Source organism: Polaribacter aquimarinus, from assembly GCF_003129485.1.
GTDB lineage: Bacteria > Bacteroidota > Bacteroidia > Flavobacteriales > Flavobacteriaceae > Polaribacter > Polaribacter aquimarinus.
The window spans coordinates 1-18,025 of record NZ_QFFG01000005.1; the positions used below are offsets into that span (position 1 = coordinate 1).

An 18,025-nucleotide genomic window follows, 5' to 3' on the forward strand; every position below is an offset into this window, starting at 1 on the left:
ATAACGTTTAGTCCAGGACTCATATTTTGTGATGCAGATGGTGATGGAATTCCAAATTCATTAGATTTAGATTCAGATAACGATGGTATTCCAGATGTAATCGAATCTGGAGGTACAGATACCAATAGAGATGGTAGAGCAGATGGTACCGTTGGTACTTCTGGGAATACAGAAGGGGTACCAAGTTCTGCAGGTACTGGGAATACACCAACAAATGTAGATGGAGACATAATACCAGATTATTTAGATATTGATGCAGATAACGATGGTATTCCGGATAATATAGAAGGGCAAACAACTGCTGGTTATGTTGCTCCAAGTGGTGTAGGTTCAGGGATTACAGATGCCAATAACAATGGTGTAGATGACAATTACGAAAACGGTGCAATTATTGGTTTAAACCCAACTAACACAGACAATACTGATACACCAGACTACAAAGACGCAGATTCTGATAACGACGGAATTACAGATATTAACGAAAATGGAGATACAGACAATTCTTTGTCTGGAACAGACACAGATAGTGATGGGTTAGATGATAATTTTGATGACAATAACGACTCTGCAATAGCAGCGGCAACTGTAAACGACAACCACACTCCACCAAATGCTGGAAATTTAGGAGATGTAGATGGAGACATTAATACAGGAGGAGATTTAGATTACAGAGATATCACAGGTGTTGATTCTGATAATGATGGTGTTTTAGATACCACAGATTTAGATGATGACAATGATGGAATTCTAGATACTGTTGAATCCGGTGGTAATAATCCAAATGGTGATGAAGATGGAGATGGTACACAAAATTATTTAGATAATACAGATGGTGGAAATTCTGGTGATGGTTCTACCACAAACTATACAGATTCCAATGGTGATGGTATTCCAGATGTATATGATGCAGATGGAGATGGTGTTCCAAATCACTTAGATATCGATTCCGATAACGATGGTATTACAGATGTTGTAGAAACAGGAGGGACAGATGCTGATAATGATGGTAGAGCAGATGGTGTTGTAGGAACAACGCCTACTACAAGAGGTATTCCAAGTTCTGCAAGTACAGGTAATACACCTACAAATGCAGATGGTGATGGTTTAGATAATTATTTAGATATAGATGCAGACAATGATGGTATTCCAGATAACGTAGAAGGACAACCTACAAAAGGTTATGATGCACCAAGTGGAGTTGGAAACGGAATAACTGATGCGAATAATAATGGTCTTGACGATACATATGAAACAGGTGGTTTTGTAGGAATAAATCCTGAAAATACAGACGGAACTGACACCCCAGATTATTTAGATGCTGATTCTGATAACGATGGAACTACCGATATCAATGAAAATGGAGATACAGACAATGCTTTAGCGAATGCTGATGCAGATGGCGACGGATTGGATGATAACTTTGATGATAATACAGATGCAGCTGGTGCAGGATATACCGTAAATGACAATCACAGTCCTCCAGCAGTGGGTAATTTAGGAGATACAGATAATGATTTTAATAGTCCTTTTGGAGATGTAGATTACAGAGATACTTCCGAAGGTCAGGGTACACCAATGATTACACAAGTGTATCAATTTGGTAACGAAAGATGGATTGAAATTACAAATATTAGCACTACGAGTTCAATTGATGCCAACTTTATTCAAGTTCAGTTGTACAAAGATAAATCTGGAGATCAATCAAATGTTGTACCAGACACAAATATTGTCATAAATACTGCCTTAAGTCCCGGGCAATCGGTTTTAATAAAAAACTCAAATAATTCTATTACAAATATTGTTGCAGGGATTGTTACAACTGCAGAAGTAGTAACTAATAATCAAGCTACAAGAATTGAAAATGGTGATGATATTATTACACTTTCAACTTCTTCAGATGCTACTTCTTGGTCAAACAGATACGATGTTGTTAGCGGAGTAACAAATAAGACATCATTTGTTAGAATTGACGAGGCTTTAGTACCAAATGCTACATATACACCAGCAGAATGGGTTGTATTTGTGAATGATATTCAATCAGATCCAGATTATTTAGATCCATATAGATTATTAGGAGCAGGAGGTGCGGCACGTCATCCACACGACCCTTTAGTTTCTGAGGTTATCAATTCAAATACTGATGCTAATACTTTGTTAGGGCTTCATAGAATTAACATTACCACAAGAACAGGTGGTGATTGGAATAATGGTGTTCCAGATAGATCTAGACATGTTGTTATTGATGAAAATTACAACCATACTAGTTCTCGATTAAGCGCAAGAAGGTTAACGGTAAATGCCACTAGAAAATTAGGAATTACGGATAATCTTTTAGTTGTAACCAATGATGTAATTTTAAATGGAGATATCCGTTTGATAGATGCAACTGGTGAGAGTAAAGCACAATTAATTCAAACGCATACCTCTGCTAGTTTAGTCACAGGAACAGGAAGATTATTAGTCGATCAAAATTCACCAGTTCCAAGTAAGTACAGATACAATTATATAGGTTCGCCAGTAACATCAAGTGCTGGTTCTTCTGCTTACACTGTTGCAAGTGTTTTAAAGGATGGAACAAACCTAACAGATTTTGTGAGCGATATAGATGACAATGCTGCTACTGGAATTGCAAAAAGTATAAATTGGATTAGTGGTTATGATGGGAATTTCTCAAAAAGCCCTCCACCTAATCCTGGAGGCGGATTTGGTAGTAAAAGCAGTGGTTCAAATTTTGCCATAGATTTAGCACATTATTGGATTTACACCTATGCAGCAAATGGAGGAACTAGAGCTTCTTGGCAACAAAAATTTAGCACTGGACCTATACCAAACACAGATGGTTTTATATTTAAAGGCCCTGGAAGAGCGCAAAATTATACATTTATGGGGACTCCAAAAGATGGGAATTTAACAACTACAATTGGTAAAGACGAGTCGTATTTAGTAGCGAATCCTTATAGTTCAGCAATTAGCGTTAAAGAGTTTATAGAAGATAATATCAATTCTATTTCAGGAACACTTTACTTTTGGGAACATGCAAGTGAAACAACAGTAGATGAAGGTTCTGCAGGTCATAATTTTGCAGGTTATATTGGGGGTTATGCAACAAGAAACCTATTGGGTGGAGTTAATGCTAAAGTCGCTACAGGAGGGGCAGTAAATATTACTTTAGAAGCAGAAACTGCTGATGCTAGTGATGGGAATACCGCAACATCTTTACAAGTTTTAGATAATGATGATATAACTAATATCAATGTTGTTCGATTAGATACCATAGGAGGGTTAATAAAATATGAAAATATTGCAAGAGGTGCAGATACTTTGAGAATACGTTATAAAGCAGCTGCTGACGTAAACATTATTTTAAAAATAAAAGGAGAATTTGATATAGATTATCCAATTGCATTGCCTGCTACAGCAGATAATAAGTATGAAATCTACGAAATTGAAGAATGTTTTGAACCATTTGATGATATCTCTATTATTATTGATTCGAATAACCCTATAACACAAGATTCAATATTAATAGATCCATTACTTATAGACTATGTTAATTTATTTGATGTAGATGGGCAAATAGCTTGTGCACCTAGTTTAGGAGGAGATGATTTTGTATTTGATTTTACAGAACCAGAACCTTATATTGCAATTGGACAAGGGTTCTTTGTTCAAGGAGATAACATAGATGGAGGTACTATAGTATTTAACAATAGTCAAAGGGAATATAAAACAGAAATTACCGGCTCCTCAGTATTTTTTAAATCAACAGGAAAGAAATCTGGAGATAAAACTATTTTAAGCCTACCTGTTATCAAATTAGGAATGGATTTTAATTCAATAGCTAATAAGAACGAACAATATCATAGACAAATAGCGGTTGGTTTTAGTCCTTACACCTCATTTAGTTATGATAAAGGATACGATTCAGAAATATACGATGTAGGTAATACAGATTTTTATTGGAAATTTCCAACTGATGATAGAAAGTATGTAATCGCTGGAGTACAGTCTATCTATAGAGATTTAGAAGTTCCGCTAGAAATTACAATGGGATATTCTGGGATGATAACCATTAAGGTAGATGAAATAAAAAATATTAATCAACCAATATATCTTACAGACAAAGTAACTGGAGTTTCACAAGAATTAATTAAAGAAACTGCAACATTATTATTAGACCAAGGTACTTACACAGATCGATTTGTATTGGCATTTAAGCCTTCAAGCGCTTTATCTGTAACTGATGCTATAGCAAATGCATACACAAACATATACGTTGATAATAAAAACGATTTTGTGAATATTAAGAAAAATCAAGAAATTGATATTCGTAAAGTAAAACTAATTAATCTTTTAGGAAAAACAGTTTCTTCTTGGAATATCAAAGAGCAAAAAGAAAATTTTGAACTTAAGATTACCAGAAAATTACCAACAGGTGTCTATATCGTAAAATTAAACTCTGATAAAGGAGATATTAATAAGAAAATTGTAATAGAATAATAAAAAACTATCTCAATTATGATGGTTGAGATAGTTTTTTAAGAAAAGTTTATAAAAGAAAGGTTGGATAAAGTTTTACAACATTTTACTTTATTTTAGTTTCCCCACAAATTAAAAACATTTCTTTTTTATCAATTACCAAAAGTTCTAACGTTCTAAAAAAGATTTTAAATCTTTATAAGTAGCTATTTTTGTAGCTACTTTTTTGTTGTTAATCACTTTTTGAATTTGCTCAGGAATTTCAACCTTTACAGGTAAAGTTTCTTCTACAATATCTAAAAACTTTACAGGATGCGCAGTTTCTAAAAACACACCATATTCGTTTTCTAATAAACCGTGTTTTTTCAATCCTAAATAACCTACTGCCCCATGAGGATCTGCTATGTAACCAGAATTGTTGTAGATTTTTTTCATTGTTTCACGAGTTTCGTCATCGGTAAAACTATATGATGAAAAAGCACTTTTTAAAGTTTCTAAATTATTATTAAATAATTCTTGGATTCTGATAAAATTACTCGGATTTCCAACATCCATAGCATTAGAAATTGTTGCTTTAGATGGTTTTGGTTTATAAACTCCATCTACTAAAAAGTTAGGAACAGTATCATTTACATTTGTAGAAGCCACAAAATGTTTTACAGGTAAACCTAATTTTTGTGCCATAATTCCCGCACAAATATTTCCAAAATTCCCACTTGGTACAGAAAAAATAATATCCTTATGTTGTTTGTGTAATTGTTTGTAAGCAAAGAAAAAATAGAACATTTGTGGCAACCAACGTGCTACATTTATAGAATTTGCAGAAGTTAATGTTCTTTCTATTTCTTCATCTAAAAAAGCAGTTTTCACCATGTCTTGGCAGTCATCAAAAACACCATCAACTTCTAAAGCCGTAATGTTCTGACCTAAAGTTGTCAATTGCTTTTCTTGTATATCACTTACTTTTCCTGAAGGATATAAAATTACAACATTTACGCCTTTTGCACCTAAAAAACCATTTGCAACTGCACCACCAGTATCTCCAGAAGTGGCTACTAAAACCGTAACTTCATCATCATTATCATTGTTAAAATACTCTAAGCATTTTGCCATAAACTTAGCTCCAACATCTTTAAAAGCCATTGTTGGTCCATGAAATAACTCTAAAGTTCCAATATTTTCATCAACAGGAACAACAGGGAAATCAAAAGAAACAGTTTCTGCAATAATCTCTTTCAACTTCGTTTCAGGAATTTCATCACCCACAAATTGTTTAATCGCTTCAAAAGCAATTTCGTGATTTGAGTATTCAGAAATATTTTCAATAAAATCTTTTGATAACGGAGTAATAGATTCTGGAAAGTAAATTCCTCTGTCTTTCGCTAAACCTTCAATAACTGCGTTTTTAAAAGTTGTTTTTGGTGATTTATGATGTAAACTATAATAGTTCATTATTTTAAAATTTTTATTCCTTCTTGATTGATTTTTGACACGTGAATATCAAAATCAATTCCAATATTTTTATAAATTTCGCCCATACTTTTAGCAACTTCTTTTGCAGTTTCCTCACCTTTACTTAATGCAAAAATAGAAGGCCCAGAACCAGATATTCCACTTCCTAATGCTCCAGCTTTTAAGCAGGATTTTTTAACATCATCAAAACCAGGGATTAAGATAGAACGGTTTGGTTCTACAATTTCATCGTGTAAAGAATTACTGATTAAATCGTAGTTTTCTGTGTATAATCCACTAATCAATCCACCTAAATTCCCCATTTGTTTTACGGCCAATTTTAAAGTGACTTGTTGTTTTAGCACAGAACGAGAATCCGCTGTTTTAATTTCTATCTGAGGATGAATAACAGTTGCGAACAATTCTTTTGGAGAATTGATTTTAATCACATCTAAAGGAGTATAACTTCTTACCAAAGTAAATCCGCCTAAAATAGCAGGAGCAACATTATCTGCGTGTGCAGAACCACTTGCTAGTTTTTCACCTTCCATAGCAAAAGGAACTAATTCTGCTAAAGAAAAAGGTTCTCCTAACAATTTGTTGATACCAAAAACAGCACCAGCAGAACTCGCTGCAGAACTTCCAATTCCGCTTCCAGGTTTTATGTTTTTATAAATTTCAATATCAAAACCACAATCTGAATCTACTTTTTCTAACAAAGCCAAAGCAGCTACACCAGCTACATTTTTTTTTGTTTCCAAAGGTAAAATCTGACCCACAATTTTGCTAATTGTAACTCCTTTTTTTGCTGTTTTTCTGATGATCATTTCATCACCAACTGAATCTAAACAAAGACCCAAAATATCAAAACCACATGAAACATTGGCAATAGTTCCAGGAGCAAAAATTTTTATTGAATCCATAGTTTTAAATATTTCCTATTCTAATAATATCAGCGAAAATACCAGAAGCTGTGACATCTGCACCAGCACCAGCACCTTTTATTAATAAAGGATTTTCTGGATATCTGTCTGTAAAGAATAATACAATATTGTCACTTCCTTCTAAATTATAAAAAGGATGATCAGATGGAATGTGTTGCAAACCAACATTTGCTTTTCCATCAACAAATTCAGCCACATATTTTAACCTGCAATTTTTGTCATTTGCTTCTTTAAAAATACTTTGAAAATGTGCTTCGTTTTTAGTTAATGATGCGTAAAAATCATCATTATTCGTAGTATTTAAACTTTCTTCAGGTAGAAAAGCGTTTTTTGCAATGTCTTCCAATTCTAAGTCGTAACCACTTTCTCTTGCAAGAATTAAGATTTTACGAGCCACATCAACACCACTTAAATCAATCTTAGGATCTGGTTCTGTGTATCCTTCTTTTTGAGCTTGTTCAACAACATCGTGAAATGTTGAGTTCTCATTAAAATTATTAAAAACGAAATTTAAACTTCCAGATAAAACTGCTTGAATTTTATGCACTTGATCACCAGAATTGATTAAGTTTTTCAACGTATCAATAATTGGTAAACCAGCACCTACATTGGTTTCAAATAAAAATGGTGCGTTGTATTTTCTTGAAACAGCTTTCAAGGTTTTGTAATTATCTAATAAAGATGCACAGGCAATTTTATTACAAGTTACTACACCAATACTTTGTCGTAAATAGCTTTCGTAAACCTCAGAAACTGCTTGATTTGCAGTATTATCTACAAAAACACTATTTCTTTGATTTAAATCTTTTGTTTTATTAAAAAATGCTTCTAAACTAGTTGGTTCTCCGTTTTCTAGCGCTTCTTTCCAGTTTTTTAAATCGATTCCTGATTCATCAAAAACCATTTTTCTAGAGTTTGATAATCCGATAACGCGAACATTCAATTTTAAATTCTTTTTTAAGAACTTTTTTTGTTGCTCTAATTGTGCTAAGAATCGTTCACCAACATTTCCAACACCCGTTACAAACAAGTTTAATTGTTTAGTTTTTTCTTCAAAAAATTGTTCGTGAAGCGTGTTTAATGCTTTTTTTGCATCACTTTTATTAATAACTGCAGATATATTTTTTTCTGTAGAACCTTGAGCAATTGCTCTAATATTTACATTGTTTTTACCTAAGGCGCTAAACATTTGTCCGCTTAAACCTTGGTGGTTTTTCATATTATCACCCACTAAAGCTATGATACATAAATCTTGCTCTAAAACAGTTGGATTTACTTTTTGTTGATGAATTTCAAACTCGAAAGTCTCATCAATCACATCTTTTGCTTTAGCAGCATCTTCATCAGAAATACCAATACAAATGGACAATTCTGAAGAAGCCTGAGTAATTAAAATGATGTTAATATTATGAAAAGAAAGCGCCTCAAATAAACGCTTAGAAAAACCAGGAATACCTACCATCCCGCTTCCTTCTAAAGTGATTAAAGTGATATTCTCTATATGGCTAATTCCCTTAACGGGCTTTTTATTACTAGTTTCTTTGGCAATTAAAGTTCCTTCTTCTTCTGGCTTAAAAGTGTTTTTAATTAAAATAGGAATTTCCTTTTTTAATACAGGTTGAATTGTTGGAGGATAAATTACTTTCGCTCCAAAATGCGACAATTCCATAGCTTCTTGATATGAAATATGTGGAATTGGAAAAGCTTGTTTTACCACACTTGGGTTAGCAGTAAACATTCCGCTTACATCTGTCCAGATTTGTAATTCATCAGCATTTACAGCAGCAGCAATAATGGCAGCAGTGTAATCTGAACCACCACGTCCTAAAGTGGTAGTTTTTCCTTCTGGAGTTCTAGCAACAAAACCAGGTAATAAAATAACTTGCTTGTTATCTCCATTAAAATAATTCTGTAAATTTTGGTTGGTTGTAGAAAAATCTACAATAGCTCCTAAATAATTATCGGAAGCAACTAATAATTCTCTACTGTCTTTATAATCTGTTTCAAATGATAAATTAGCCGCTTTTGCAATAATGTAAGAAGAAAGTAACTCCCCAAAACTTGAAATTTTAGCCAAGGTTTTTGGAGTTAATTCTTGCAATAAAAAACAGCCTTCATAAATAGTTTCTAAATGATTAAATAACTGTTTTACATAGCTAATAATAGCACTTTGATTTTGAACAGGAATTAAATCTTTAATCACACCAAAATGATGTTCTTCTAATTTTTTAAGAACTTCTTTATAGCCTTCATTTTTATTGGAAGCTAAATTTGCACCTTCTATTAATGCATTCGTTGTTTTGCCAAAAGCAGAAACTACGACTGCTATTTTTTGGTTTTTAGATGCTTGCTCAACAATTGCTAAGACTTTTTTTATGTTTTCTGAACTCGCGACAGACGAACCGCCAAATTTTAATACTTTCATTGGTAATGAATAGTTTGTGTAATTTTATTTTTTATTGATTTTGTTTCAGTTTGATGTGAAACAATAGATAACCTTTGATAATATGAATATAGTATAACCCCTAAAGGGTAATTGTTGTAGTTGAGCGAGTAATTGTGCGCATAGAAAAACCAGCTACAGAAGTAGTTGCAGTAAAATTATTGTATGTGTTTAATAAATCCACGAGACAAAAATAGAAGTATTATTTAAATTTTTGCTCTGAAGTACTGATTATTTTATGATTTTAACTGATTTATATAGAATTGTTAAAAATCAATCACCTCAAATACTAATCTTTTATTATTTACCTAATTGATTTGTCTTTTCTTTAATAATTAAAGCAATAGGTTTATTCTGAATTTTACTTTCTAACCAAGATAAAATATCTAAATACAAGAAAGCTCTTTTTTCATAAGGATGATTTTCGAACACTTTTAATTTCGCGTGAATTTTCTTGAACTCGTTTTTAATTTCGTGTGGAAAAACATCACTTAAATCTCTAATAGATTCTAAAAATACTTTCTGAACCTCTTGTAAATTCTGCATTTTTAATAAGAATTTATAAGTGTCTACAAATTGTCTTTCCAAGTCATAATCTAAACCACATTCATAATGAGCGATTAAATTTAAAATTCGAGCAAAACATTGTAAATCTTCCGCAGAACTTAAGTTCTTTGATTTTATGATTTTTTGTAAATAAGCTATACATTCTCTGTTCTTGCCCATTCCAAAATACAAACAAGCTATCTTATAATAGAGTAGAACTACATAATGATTGTCTAATCTATTTTTATATTTATCAATTTTGTTATTAATAACATCTACTAAGTATTCTCCTTTCTCAAAAGAGCCCTCTAAAAAGTGTAAATGCAATTTGTTCGAATAGAAATACAAGAAAATTAACAACTCGGTATTGGTGTTCATTGGAATTGATTTCTGATCAATTTCTGATTCAAAATGATTCAATTCTTGTTTAAAAACAGTAACGTTTTTTACCAAAAATGAAGCTTCTAATAGGTAATTTTTAGATTTTAGGTAAAAAACAGGATGGAGATTTATCAGTTTAGAGCTTTCAAATAAATCCACACATTTTCTGGCGTATTTATAGCTTAATAAAAAGTCTTGTATCAAAAAACTATGCCATAAATGTGCCTTGTTTAACCATAATCTCTCACGAAAACCCAATTTTTGATATTCATATTTAGGCATTCTATCATTAAAATATTTATCGATAAACCTTAATTCTTCTTCGTTTTTTACATAGCCGTTTTGTAATAAATGACTGTATAATTGTAATGATAAATTAGATAATTTACTGGCAATTACATTTTGCTGGCTGAGTTCTTTTGCTTGCACAGAAAGTTGATCAGCTCTATTGCTTAAACTTCTGGTAATGTACTGAGTTTCAATTACTTTTTCTAGTTCAACAATTTCGTAGGCAATATTTTTTTCTTCATTATCTAAAGCCATATTTTTAGCTTTATCTAATAGTTTCAAACTTTGTTTATATAATCCTTTTTGGTACAAAACAGTTGCAAAATCTAACTGTTCTCTAATCTGAATTCGTACATTTTTGTGAGCTGGATTTAGACGTAAACTAATAAGAATTTGTTTGTACAAATGTGCTTTTAGGTTAGATAATTGTTGTTTAGAAACAATTCCACTTCCAATAATTACCTTTTCATCATAGACCTTAAGTTTTTCTAAAAACTTAAATAAAGAGAAGAATTTAGCATCTACGTTACCATCTAACCTACCTACATATAAGTTAAATTGTCTCTTTTCGGATTTAGTCAATGACTTGATTAAAACAAAAAGAGCATCATTTTGTTGATTGGCTGATGTAACACTTTTACTCATATACCTATGATAATCAGGTTTTTATGTTTTTTTTGACGAAATTAGAAATCGTACAGAATGGTAAAAATAACTATTTATTTTAATCTCTATACATACATTTGAATATATAATAAGATAATCTTTACAGAAATTATGCAAGATAATAAGGTTCAAATTTTTGATACAACATTGAGAGATGGAGAGCAAGTGCCTGGTTGTAAGTTAGATACTAAACAAAAATTAGTAATTGCTGAAAGATTAGATTTACTAGGTGTAAATGTTATTGAAGCTGGTTTCCCTGTATCGAGTCCTGGAGATTTTAATTCAGTTACAGAAATAGCAAAAATCGTAAAAAATGCAACGGTTTGTGGTTTAACAAGAGCAGTTGAGAATGATATTAAAGTAGCATCAGAAGCTTTAAAATATGCTAAACATCCAAGAATTCATACTGGTATAGGTACTAGCGATTCTCATATTCAATTTAAATTTAAATCTTCTAGAGAAGCTGTAATAGAACGAGCAGTAAAAGCTGTTTCTTACGCAAAATCATTTGTAGAAGATGTAGAGTTTTATGCAGAAGATGCTGGTAGAACAGACAATGAATATTTAGCAAGGGTATGTGAAGCAGTTATTAAAGCTGGAGCTACAGTTTTAAATATTCCAGATACAACAGGGTATTGTTTACCTGAAGAATATGGTGCTAAAATGAAATATTTGCGTGAAAACGTAAAAGGTATAGATAATGTTATTCTTTCTTGCCATTGTCACAACGATTTAGGTATGGCAACTGCAAATTCAATTTCAGGTGTAATCAATGGGGCGCGTCAAATAGAGTGTACTATAAACGGAATTGGAGAAAGAGCAGGAAATACTGCATTAGAAGAAGTAGTTATGGTACTAAAACAACATCCATACTTAAACTTAGAAACAAGTATTAATACAAAGTTATTATATGATACTTCGATAATGGTTCGTGAAAGTATGGGGATGCCAGTGCAACCCAATAAAGCCATTGTTGGAGCAAATGCATTTGCACATAGTTCTGGAATTCATCAAGATGGAGTGATTAAAAACAGAGAAACATACGAAATTATGGATCCTGAAGACGTAGGCGTTACAGAAAGTGCAATAGTATTAACCGCAAGAAGCGGTAGAGCAGCTTTAGCATATAGAGCAAAAAAGATTGGATACGAATTAACTAAAGTTCAGTTAGATATTGCTTATACTGCTTTTTTAAATAAAGCAGATCAACAAAAAGAAGTAAAAGATGAAGATATTCATCAAATTATGAGTGAAGTTAACAAAACTTCAAAAATAGCAACAGCTTAAAATATAAAAAATCAACCTTAAACTTTGTCTTCATTGGTAGCTACGCGTTTCTAGTCAACTATTGAAATAAATAGCTACCTTTGATAAGACAGAATTTAGAGAATTACTTAATGAAGTATACTATTGCAGTTATCCCAGGAGATGGAATTGGACCAGAAGTAACCAATCAAGCAAAAAAAGCATTAGATGCCGTTGCTGAGGTGTATGACCATATTTTTTTATATAAGGAAGTTCAAATGGGAGCTTGTGCAATCGATAAAACCGGAGTCCCATTACCAGAAGAAACTATCAAGGTTTGTAAAGAAGCAGATGCAATCTTGTTTGGCGCAGTTGGTGATCCAAGATTTGATAATGATCCAACTGCTAAAATTAGACCAGAACAAGGTTTATTACAACTTAGACAAGAATTAGATTTGTTTTGTAATGTAAGACCAGTTAAAGCGTATCATCATCTGCTTAAAAATTCTCCTTTAAAAAAAGAAATTATTTCCGGAACAGATGTAGCTATTTTTAGAGAGTTATCTGGTGGTATTTATTTTGGTAGAAAAGAATTAAGTAAAGATGGAAAAGTTGCTTTCGATGGATGTCAATATTCAGTTGATGAAATTATAAGAATTGCACATTTAGCTTTTAAAGCGGCTCAAAATAGAAAAAAGAAACTAACATTAATAGATAAAGCAAATGTTTTAGAAACATCTCGCTTGTGGAGAAAAACTGTTGCAGAAGTTGCTAAAGATTACAAAGATGTAGATTTAAATTTTATGTTTGTAGACAATGCAACCATGCAAATTGTTCTTAATCCTAAACAGTTTGATGTTGTTTTAACCGAAAATTTATTTGGCGATATTATTTCTGATGTCGCCTGTGTTATAGGTGGTTCTATCGGTATGTTGGCTTCAAGTTCAATAGGTAAAGAAAACGCATTATTCGAGCCAATTCATGGCTCTTATCCACAAGCTAAGGGTAAAGATATTGCAAATCCTTTAGCATCGATTTTATCTGCGTCTTTATTATTAGAGCATTTAGGTTTACAAGATGAAGCAGATGCGATTCAAAGAGCAGTGGAAAAATCTTTGGATTTAGGAATTACAACCAAAGATTTAAGAAGTAAAAATCAAACTTTTACAACAACCTCAAAAGTAGGTGATTTTATTGCAGATTATATTGAAAACCAAGAGGATAGTAATATGAATTTTAAAAATATTCATATGGGGCAAAGTACAATTATTTAAAATTTTAGAAATTTTGTTTGGAAAATCAGATATATTTTTCAAATATTTAAAGCATTATGAAAAAACAAATTGTAAAGATTATTTCTATTGTCCTTGTCATTGATTATTACATGACGAAGGAGTGATATTTATATATAAAATTTAAATTGAAACCTTCCTCATAAACGGAAGGTTTTTTATTGCATTTTTTTTACAATTGGATATCATATTAAAAAGGGGTTAAATAATTGATAATAAAGGTTTTGTGATATTTTTTTAACATCTGAAAGTAAAGAACATAATTGAGTTTTATGCAACAAAAATCTAGAAATAGAATAATTTAGTCAACAAAATTAAGAAATCATTAAATGAAACTTAACAAACATAGTAGTAGATTAACACAAGACGAATCTCAACCAGCATCTCAAGCAATGCTGTATGCTGCAGGATTAACTGATGAGGACATGCAAAAAGCACAAATTGGTATTGCTAGTACTGGGTACGATGGTAATCCTTGTAACATGCATTTGAATCGTTTGAAAGACGAAGTCAAAGTGGAATGTAATATTGCAGATATGGTTGGTTTAGGATTCAATACAATTGGTGTTTCTGATGGAATTTCTATGGGAACTTCTGGTATGAATTACTCGTTGGTTTCTAGAGATATTATAGCAGATTCAATCGAAACTGTAATGAATGCACAAAGTTATGATGCATTGGTCGCTATTGTTGGTTGCGATAAAAACATGCCTGGAGCAATTATGGCAATGTTGCGTTTAAATCGTCCATCAATAATGATGTATGGTGGTTCAACTGCATCAGGAGAATACAAGGGAAAAAAATTAAATATTGTTTCTGCTTTTGAAGCTTTAGGGCAAAAAGTAGCAGGAGAAATAGACGAAGCAGAATATAAAGAAATTATTAAACGTTCAATCCCAGGAGCTGGAGCTTGTGGAGGAATGTACACCGCAAACACAATGGCTTCAGCTATTGAATGTATGGGGTTTGCATTGCCTTATAATTCATCAATTCCAGCTGAAAATCCAAATAAATTATCTGAAGCGGAAAGAACGGCTAGAGCAATAAAAAACTTATTAGAATTAGATTTAAAACCATTAGATATTATCTCTAAAAAATCTCTAGAAAATGCAGTCACATTGGTAAATGCTTTGGGGGGTTCTACTAATGCAGTATTACACTTTTTAGCTATTGCACATGCAGCAGATATCGATTTTAAGTTAGAAGACTTTCAAAGAGTTAGCGATAGAACACCTTTAATTGGAGATTTGAAGCCTTCTGGTAAATATTTAATGGAAGATGTTCATAGTATTGGAGGAATTCCTGCAATCATGAAGTACTTATTAGAAAATGGGTATTTACATGGAGACTGTATGACAGTTACAGGTAAAACATTAGCAGAAAACTTAGCAGATGTAGAGGCTATTGAATTTGAAGAACAAGATATTGTATATCAAAAAGAAAATGCCTTAAAAAAATCTGGGAATTTACAGATTTTGTACGGTAACCTTGCAGAAGAAGGTGCTGTAGCAAAAATTTCTGGAAATGAAGGTTTATTATTTGAAGGAAAGGCAGTAGTGTATAATAGTGAGCAAGATGCTAATACAGGAATTTCTAACGGAGAAGTAGAAAGAGGTGACGTAGTCGTCATTAGATATGTAGGTCCAAAAGGAGGTCCTGGAATGCCAGAAATGTTAAAGCCAACTTCTTTAATTATGGGAGCAGGTTTAGGAAAATCTGTAGCGTTAATTACGGATGGTCGTTTTTCTGGAGGTACTCATGGTTTTGTTGTTGGTCATATTACACCTGAAGCAATAAACGGGGGTGCTATAGGATTGATTGAAACAGGAGATAAAATTAGAATTAGTGCAGAAGATAACTCTATCAATGTGTTAATTTCTGATGAAGAAATGGCAGAAAGGAAAGCAAAATGGACTGCTCCTGAGCCAAAACACAAAAAAGGAATTTTATATAAATACGCGAAATCAGTAGCGTCAGCATCTAAAGGATGTGTAACTGATTTATAAAAAAATAAAAATATGGATACACAAACCATAAAAACTCAGCAAAAATCTACCAAAGCTACAGAGCGTATTTCTGGTAGTGAGGCAATTGTTAGATGTTTGATTGAAGAAGGTGTTGATATTCTTTACGGATATCCTGGAGGAGCAATTATGCCTGTGTACGATGAATTGTACAAATATCAAGGTAAAATCCATCATGTATTAACAAGACATGAACAAGGAGCAACTCATGCGGCTCAAGGTTATGCAAGAATTTCTGGAAAAGTAGGAGTAGCAATGGCAACTTCTGGCCCAGGAGCAACAAATTTAATTACAGGTATTGCAGATGCTCAAATAGATTCTACACCAATGGTGTGTATTACAGGGCAAGTACCTTCTCATTTATTGGGTTCAGACGCATTTCAAGAAACAGATATTGTGGGTATTTCAACCCCAGTTACAAAATGGAATTGTCAAGTTACTAGGGCAGAAGATATTCCTTCTGCGATTGCTAAAGCATTTTATATTGCTAAAAGCGGAAGACCAGGACCAGTTTTGGTAGATATTACTAAAGATGCGCAATTTAATGAATTTGATTTTTCTTACGAAAAATGTGAAAAAATTAGAAGTTATAATCCAATCCCTAAAACAGACATAAATAAAGTTTCTGAAGCTGCAGCTTTAATTAATGCTGCAAAAAAACCGCTAATTGTTTGGGGACAAGGAGTTATTTTAAGTAAAGCTGAAGAGCAATTAAAATCAGTGGTAGAAAAAGCAGGGATACCAGCTGCGTGGACTATTTTAGGCGCTTCTGCGATTCCAACTTCACATCCTTTAAATGTTGGAATGGTAGGTATGCATGGTAATTATGCACCCAATATATTAACCAATGAATGTGATGTGTTAATTGCTATTGGAATGCGTTTTGACGATCGTGTTACAGGAAGCTTATCTACCTATGCAAAACAAGCTAAAGTAATTCATTTTGAAATTGACCCTGCAGAAGTTGATAAGAATGTAAAAACTGATGTTGCAGTTTTAGGTGATGCCAAAACAAGTTTAGAACTATTGTTACCTTTATTGAATGAAAGCTTCCATAACGATTGGCATCAGAAGTTCAAAGATTTGTATCAAATAGAATACGATAAGGTAATCAAAAACGATTTATACCCAACAAAAGAAGGTTTAACCATGGCTGAAGTGTTGAAGGAAATTAACATTCAGAGTGAAGGTAAAGCTGCTATTGTTAGCGATGTAGGGCAACATCAAATGATTGCTTGTAGATATGCAGATTTTAATGTAACCAAAAGTAACATTACCTCAGGCGGATTAGGAACAATGGGATTTGGTTTGCCAGCAGCAATTGGTGCTAAAATGGCAGCTCCAGACCGTGAAGTAGTTTCTATTTCTGGAGATGGAGGTTACCAAATGACATTGCAAGAATTAGGTACCATTTTTCAGCAAAAAGCAGCGGTTAAAGTGGTGGTGTTGAATAACGATTTCTTAGGTATGGTGCGTCAATGGCAACAATTATTTTTTGACAAAAGATATGCATCTACAGAAATGGTAAATCCAAACTTTGTAGCAATTGCAGAAGGATATTATATCAAAGCAAGAAAAGTTACAAAAAGAGAAGAATTGGCAGAAGCTGTTGCAGAAATGATGCAAAGTAAAGAAGCTTATTTTTTAGAAGTTTGCGTAGAAAAAGAAGATAATGTATTTCCTATGATTCCATCAGGAGCTAGTGTTTCAGACATAAGATTAGAATAATGAGTACAGAAAAAGAACTATTTACAGTATCGATTTATACTGAAAATAATATAGGATTATTGAATAGAATTTCAGCAATCTTTCAAAGAAGACATATCAACATAGAGAGTTTAAATACTTCTCCATCGGAAATTGTTGGAGTTTCTAAATTTACCATAGTTGTATATATGACAGAGGTAAATATTAAGAAAGTAATCGGTCAAATAGAAAAACAAGTAGAGGTAATTAAAGCATATTACCATGACGAAGATGACACCATTTATCAAATTTCAGGGTTGTTTAAAATTAAGTCAGATTTGTTATTTGAAGAACGTCAAATTCAGAACATTATTAAAGAAAGTGGTGCTCGTATTGTAACTGTGAATAAAGAGTTTTTTGTTCTTGAAAAATCAGGAAAAAGAGAAGAATTAATAGAGTTACATCAGCAATTAAGCAAATTTGGTATAATGCAATTTACTCGTTCGGGAAGGATAGCAGTTACTAAAGACGAAATGAAAATATCAACATTATTACAAACATACAACAACTAAATATACA

10 protein-coding genes are annotated in these 18,025 nt (G+C 32.4%); 6 read left to right on the plus strand and 4 right to left on the minus strand.

The window, feature by feature from the left end:
* On the plus strand, nt 1–4,500 hold a 4,500-nt coding region (locus tag DIS07_RS11190; RefSeq protein WP_146190728.1), incomplete at its 5' end, for a T9SS type A sorting domain-containing protein.
* 147 nt (nt 4,501–4,647) lie between these two features.
* Here DIS07_RS11190 and thrC read toward each other — a convergent pair.
* The 4 genes from thrC to DIS07_RS11210 all read right to left on the minus strand — a co-directional run bounded on the left by thrC (nt 4,648) and on the right by DIS07_RS11210 (nt 11,178).
* A complete protein-coding gene (thrC, locus tag DIS07_RS11195) occupies nt 4,648–5,931 on the minus strand; it encodes a threonine synthase (protein WP_109405351.1) in 1,284 nt (427 codons plus the stop codon).
* On the minus strand, nt 5,931–6,854 hold the full coding sequence (locus DIS07_RS11200) for a homoserine kinase (RefSeq protein WP_109405352.1): 924 nt from the start codon (nt 6,852–6,854) through the stop codon (nt 5,931–5,933). The genes thrC and DIS07_RS11200 overlap by 1 nt, the downstream gene beginning before the upstream one ends.
* A gap of 4 nt (nt 6,855–6,858) precedes the next feature.
* Entirely contained in the window at nt 6,859–9,300 is a 2,442-nt protein-coding gene (gene thrA / locus DIS07_RS11205) for a bifunctional aspartate kinase/homoserine dehydrogenase I (RefSeq protein WP_109405353.1), read from the minus strand.
* A gap of 318 nt (nt 9,301–9,618) precedes the next feature.
* Complete coding sequence (locus DIS07_RS11210; protein ID WP_109405354.1) at nt 9,619–11,178, minus strand: hypothetical protein; 1,560 nt, start codon at nt 11,176–11,178, stop codon at nt 9,619–9,621.
* 132 nt (nt 11,179–11,310) lie between these two features.
* On the opposite strand from DIS07_RS11210, the gene DIS07_RS11215 reads away from it, so the two are divergent.
* The 5 genes from DIS07_RS11215 (at nt 11,311) to ilvN (ending at nt 18,018) form a co-directional block, all read left to right on the plus strand.
* On the plus strand, nt 11,311–12,486 hold the full coding sequence (locus tag DIS07_RS11215; RefSeq protein ID WP_109405355.1) for a 2-isopropylmalate synthase: 1,176 nt from the start codon (nt 11,311–11,313) through the stop codon (nt 12,484–12,486).
* A 110-nt stretch (nt 12,487–12,596) separates the two neighbouring features.
* On the plus strand, nt 12,597–13,718 hold the full coding sequence (gene leuB / locus DIS07_RS11220) for a 3-isopropylmalate dehydrogenase (protein ID WP_109405356.1): 1,122 nt from the start codon (nt 12,597–12,599) through the stop codon (nt 13,716–13,718).
* A 347-nt stretch (nt 13,719–14,065) separates the two neighbouring features.
* Nucleotides 14,066–15,742 (plus strand): dihydroxy-acid dehydratase, encoded by a 1,677-nt coding sequence (gene ilvD / locus DIS07_RS11225; protein WP_109405357.1) that lies wholly within the window; start codon nt 14,066–14,068, stop codon nt 15,740–15,742.
* 12 nt (nt 15,743–15,754) lie between these two features.
* Entirely contained in the window at nt 15,755–17,488 is a 1,734-nt protein-coding gene (gene ilvB, locus DIS07_RS11230; protein WP_109405358.1) for a biosynthetic-type acetolactate synthase large subunit, read from the plus strand.
* Complete coding sequence (gene ilvN, locus DIS07_RS11235) at nt 17,488–18,018, plus strand: acetolactate synthase small subunit (protein WP_109405359.1); 531 nt, start codon at nt 17,488–17,490, stop codon at nt 18,016–18,018. Before ilvB ends, ilvN begins: the two co-directional genes overlap by 1 nt.
* Nucleotides 18,019–18,025 lie beyond the last annotated feature (7 nt).